Origin of the sequence: Synechococcus sp. Cruz CV12-2-Slac-r (genome assembly GCF_024346075.1) — a bacterium.
In the GTDB taxonomy this organism is placed as follows: Bacteria; Cyanobacteriota; Cyanobacteriia; order PCC-6307; family Cyanobiaceae; genus Synechococcus_D.
Genome location: NZ_JAGQEK010000138.1, coordinates 1 through 4,131 on the forward strand (window position 1 = coordinate 1; position 4,131 = coordinate 4,131).

Sequence of the window (4,131 nt, forward strand, 5' to 3'; positions counted from 1 at the left end):
GTGGACAAACCCAAATAAGCCAAGATCACGGTTAAAAGTAATAAAAAGGCAGGAAAACGTCCGATCCAAAGAATGCCGAAAGACAGCAATAAAATAGATATTAAAGAACTAAATATCCGCAGCGTTGGGCTAATTACACCACTGGAAGCTTGGCGGATATTAGAAAGAATCGATGTGGTTAATTCTGCGGTTGAGCGGGTTAAATGATATTCATATTGCTGGCGCAATACCCGGGCATGAATTTCATTTGATAGATCACGCCAAATCCTCGCTGTTACCTTTTGCTGCACTAATTGCAGAAATAACTTCGAAAAAGAAGCAAGCCAAGCAAGGCCAATAAATATTGCAATCAGCCACAGGGTTTGATCTAGTGGCTTGCCACCAAATACCTTCACCCCTGGCATTTTGTCTTCAAGGTTTGTACCAACTAATGCACCTACCAACCTTGCACCCACCCCCACAAGCGCTAAATCAAGCATTCCTGGTAAAACCGAAATCGGCAACAATCTCCAGAGAGCTGTTCGCCGTTGCTCCGGTAAATAACTAAGTAATCGCAGTAAATTATCTAAAGTTTGGCTGCGGCAACTCAACCAGGCCAATGGCTTAAAACCGCTATCAGGCGGCCGGTGGGATGAATCGGCGTTCACACCCATCAACTTATGGCGCTTAAGCCCTTAAGAGCAGCCTCTTGATCCGGCTCAAGCGCCGGCCCCAACGCAAGCGCCAACTGGGCACCTGCAACAAAGGTGTTGCTCCATTTTGCAATTGATCGAAATGCTGATCAACAGCCGTAAGGGCAAGCTGCCAACGCTGTTGCACTTTGGATTCGGAATGATCTAGCAGCAAAGCAGCCAACATTTCTGGCTGTGGCTTAAAAGCTGCTGGATTTGCTACCGCCGCCGCAATTTGTTTTAAATCATTAGCAAGGCTGCCGCAGCCGATTTGCCAGGCATTTACACCAGGATCAAGTTTATCGGCAAGGGCATGGTTAAAGCTGCTAAATAACACGCATCCCCTTGCTAATGCTTCCAAAGGCGGCAAGCCAAACCCTTCTGTTACGCCCACACTGCGCCAGTAATCAGCGGAGTCGTAAAGCATCACGGTGGCGCTGCTGAATAATGCGGCCAAATCATCCACCCAACCGCTTTGCAACTCAACTTTTAAACCTTGCTTCCGCAGTGCTGGCACCAATTGATCCAGCACATAATTGCTTGTTTTACGCGCCTGCACCAACACATCGATGGGTCGCCGTGTACCAGCTGTCGGCTCTACAAATGGGGTTGTAAAAGCAGGATCCAAAGCATTTGGAACCAATAGCAATGGACACCTTGGGGCGCGATCACCCCAATAACCAAGCGTATTGCGGCTTACGGCAATAACCGGCACCCCGGGGGGTAATTCAAAGCCGTAGCCACTGCTGTGGGCGTGATACGCCACAGCTCGCCCCCGCAATTGCCGCAATAGGCCAGGCACGTCAAAACCCCAGCTCACAATCCAAAGCGCTGGCCCCGGTGCTGCTTCTTGCTGCAATAAATCAGCTAAAAATAAATGGCCAGCTTCCCTTTGCCGGTAGGTAACGATCTGAACAGCTGGAGCAAAATCGGCGCACAAGCGGGCGCTTTGCAACGCCACCAGCAGCCCTCCGCAGCGAAAACGGGAGCTGGTACCTGGCACTAGAAACCGCAGGGGGCTGCGGTTCACTCAGTTGTTAACTGTTTCGGTGCTGCCATTAATTTGACGGCGGGTAAGAAATCCAAACAACACCTTGCCGATCGCCGCCACCAAATTACCTTCCAATTCTTGAAATAATTTCATATTTAGATGAAAAGCATGGTTTGCTTCTTCCACCATCCGATCAGCCATTGTTTGATCAATCGCTAGGGAATTCAAAGCAGCCCTATAGGTATTTTTGAATTCCTTTTCATCTTCAATTGCAGGGAATACATAAAATTGCAAACCGGCATCCCCCTGCATATTCATTGCCTTTTGAGCAATGGTTTTAAGAATCTGGCCGCCGGATAGATCACCCAAGTAACGGGTGTAGTGATGGCCCACCAATAATTCAGGGGCGCTATTTGCAAGCTCGTGTATGCGCGCTACATATTCGGTGGCAGCAGGGGTGGGCTTGATTTGCTCCAACCAATTTTCGCCGTAGTAGAAAACTAAATCAGCTTCTAAGGCGCTGCGGCGATCAAGGGCAGCGAAAGCGATCGGTTGCAATACAGGATTAGGCCGCAGGCGATCGATCTCTTCCTCCATGGCCGCATATACGAAATACAAACTCGCAACAAGCTTGCGATAACTCAACTTATCCACCACTCCCTTTAAAAAGCAGCTCACGAAACCGGTATTTTCCGCCATCGTGTGGGATTTTTTGGTGCCTTCCCGCAGCTGGGTGGCAAGGGGAACTGCAGATTCCGTGGCATCTGCGCCGCCTAGAACAACGTTTGAATCAAGGGCAACAGCCATGGGGCTCGGCGCTCGGGCAATCTTGAATTGAGCGTAAGCGCCTCTTAGCTAGTTATGGCTGCAAAAGTTGCGAAGGATTACGAGCGGTAGTGCCAGTGCGGCAGCATTGATAACAGCAGAACACGCAAAACTAGGCTCATCTTGACCAGCACCTGCAGCGATAACCCGATGGCCACCTACGAAAAGCTCACCCCCCCCAGCCGCGGCGAGGCAATCAAATTTGTGGATGGTGAGCCACAGGTGCCAGCCAACCCAATCATTCCCTACATTCGCGGCGATGGCACCGGCGTTGATATTTGGCCTGCCACCCAACGGGTACTTGATGCAGCGGTGGCCAAGGCCTACGGCGACAGCCGCCAAATTGAATGGTTCAAGGTGTATGCCGGCGATGAAGCCTGTGAGCTTTACGGCACCTATCAATACCTGCCCCAAGACACTCTGAACGCCATCAAAACCTATGGAATTGCAATCAAAGGACCCCTCACCACACCAATTGGTGGTGGCATCCGTTCTTTAAATGTGGCGTTAAGGCAAATATTTGATCTTTATTCCTGTGTTAGGCCCTGCCGTTATTACAGCGGCACCCCAAGCCCCCACAAACGCCCCCAAGACCTGGACGTGGTGGTGTTTCGCGAAAACACAGAAGATATTTATATCGGTATTGAGTGGGCCGCCAACGACCCAGTAGGGCAAGAACTGCTGAGGCACCTAAACGACACTGTTATTCCAGCCAGCCCGCAATTAGGTAAGAAACGCATCAAAGAGGGTTCTGCCCTTGGTATCAAACCCGTTAGTAAAGCTGGCACCCAACGCCATATCCGCCGGGCTATGCAACATGCCCTGCGGCTTGAGGGCAAACGCCGCCATCTCACCTTGGTGCATAAGGGCAACATCATGAAATTTACGGAAGGGGGCTTTAGAGATTGGGGTTATGAATTAGCTACTACTGAATTTCGGGCCGATTGTGTTACTGAAAGAGAGGCCTGGATCCTGGCAAATCAAGAGCAAAATCCGATGCTTTCAATTACAGATAACAGCCGCTTGATTGAACCCGGCTACAACAATCTCACCCCTGATAAGCGAGAAGCGATCGATGCGGAAGTAGCACAGGTGCTGCAACAAATAGGTGCCAGCCATGGCGATGGCAAATGGCGCAAGATGGTTTTAGTAGACGATCGCATTGCCGATAGTATTTTTCAACAAATCCAAACCAGACCTCAGGAATATTCGGTATTAGCCACTCTCAATCTCAATGGTGATTACATCTCTGATGCAGCTGCAGCAATAGTTGGCGGCCTTGGGATGGCCCCAGGGGCAAACATTGGCGATTGTGCTGCCATCTTTGAAGCCACCCACGGCACGGCACCAAAACATGCAGGCCTTGATCGCATCAACCCCGCTTCTGTAATCCTCAGTGGCGTGATGATGCTGGAATTTATGGGCTGGCAAGAAGCCGCAAACTTAATAAACAAGGGCATCAGCGCCGCTATTGCCAATGGCGAAGTTACCTATGACCTCGCCCGTTTACTCGAACCAGCAGTTGAACCTTTGAGCTGCTCTGGCTTTGCAGAAGCGGTGGTGAGTTATTTCAAGGCATAATACGTATATAAATTGGAGCTTTATGGAGTTTAATCGGATCACCTATAACCCCGCTCAATGTGG

Annotated in this window: 4 protein-coding genes; 1 reads left to right on the forward strand and 3 read right to left on the reverse strand. The window is 50.1% G+C overall.

Annotation, left to right across the window (positions count from 1 at the left end):
- The 3 genes from KB557_RS09355 to KB557_RS09365 all read right to left on the reverse strand — a co-directional run.
- Positions 1–653 (reverse strand): ABC transporter transmembrane domain-containing protein (locus KB557_RS09355; protein WP_255133558.1); only part of this gene is annotated, 653 nt, incomplete at its 3' end.
- Between the two features lie 13 nt (positions 654–666).
- A complete protein-coding gene (locus KB557_RS09360) occupies positions 667–1,674 on the reverse strand; it encodes a glycosyltransferase family 1 protein (protein WP_255133560.1) in 1,008 nt (335 codons plus the stop codon).
- Positions 1,675–1,701: 27 nt separating this feature from the next.
- A complete protein-coding gene (locus KB557_RS09365) occupies positions 1,702–2,469 on the reverse strand; it encodes a heme oxygenase (biliverdin-producing) (protein WP_255133562.1) in 768 nt (255 codons plus the stop codon).
- A 168-nt stretch (positions 2,470–2,637) separates the two neighbouring features.
- Here KB557_RS09365 and KB557_RS09370 point away from each other — a divergent pair, with 168 nt between their 5' ends.
- Positions 2,638–4,068: an NADP-dependent isocitrate dehydrogenase gene (locus tag KB557_RS09370; RefSeq protein ID WP_255133564.1), complete on the forward strand. Its 1,431-nt coding sequence runs from the start codon at positions 2,638–2,640 to the stop codon at positions 4,066–4,068.
- Positions 4,069–4,131: the final 63 nt, after the last annotated feature.

What these genes read in the sequence shown, in the direction of transcription:
- KB557_RS09365 (WP_255133562.1), bottom strand. Translation starts at nt 2,469, where the DNA reads ATGGCTGTTGCCCTTGATTCAAACGTTGTTCTAGGCGGCGCAGATGCC.
- KB557_RS09370 (WP_255133564.1), top strand. Translation starts at nt 2,638, where the DNA reads ATGGCCACCTACGAAAAGCTCACCCCCCCCAGCCGCGGCGAGGCAATC.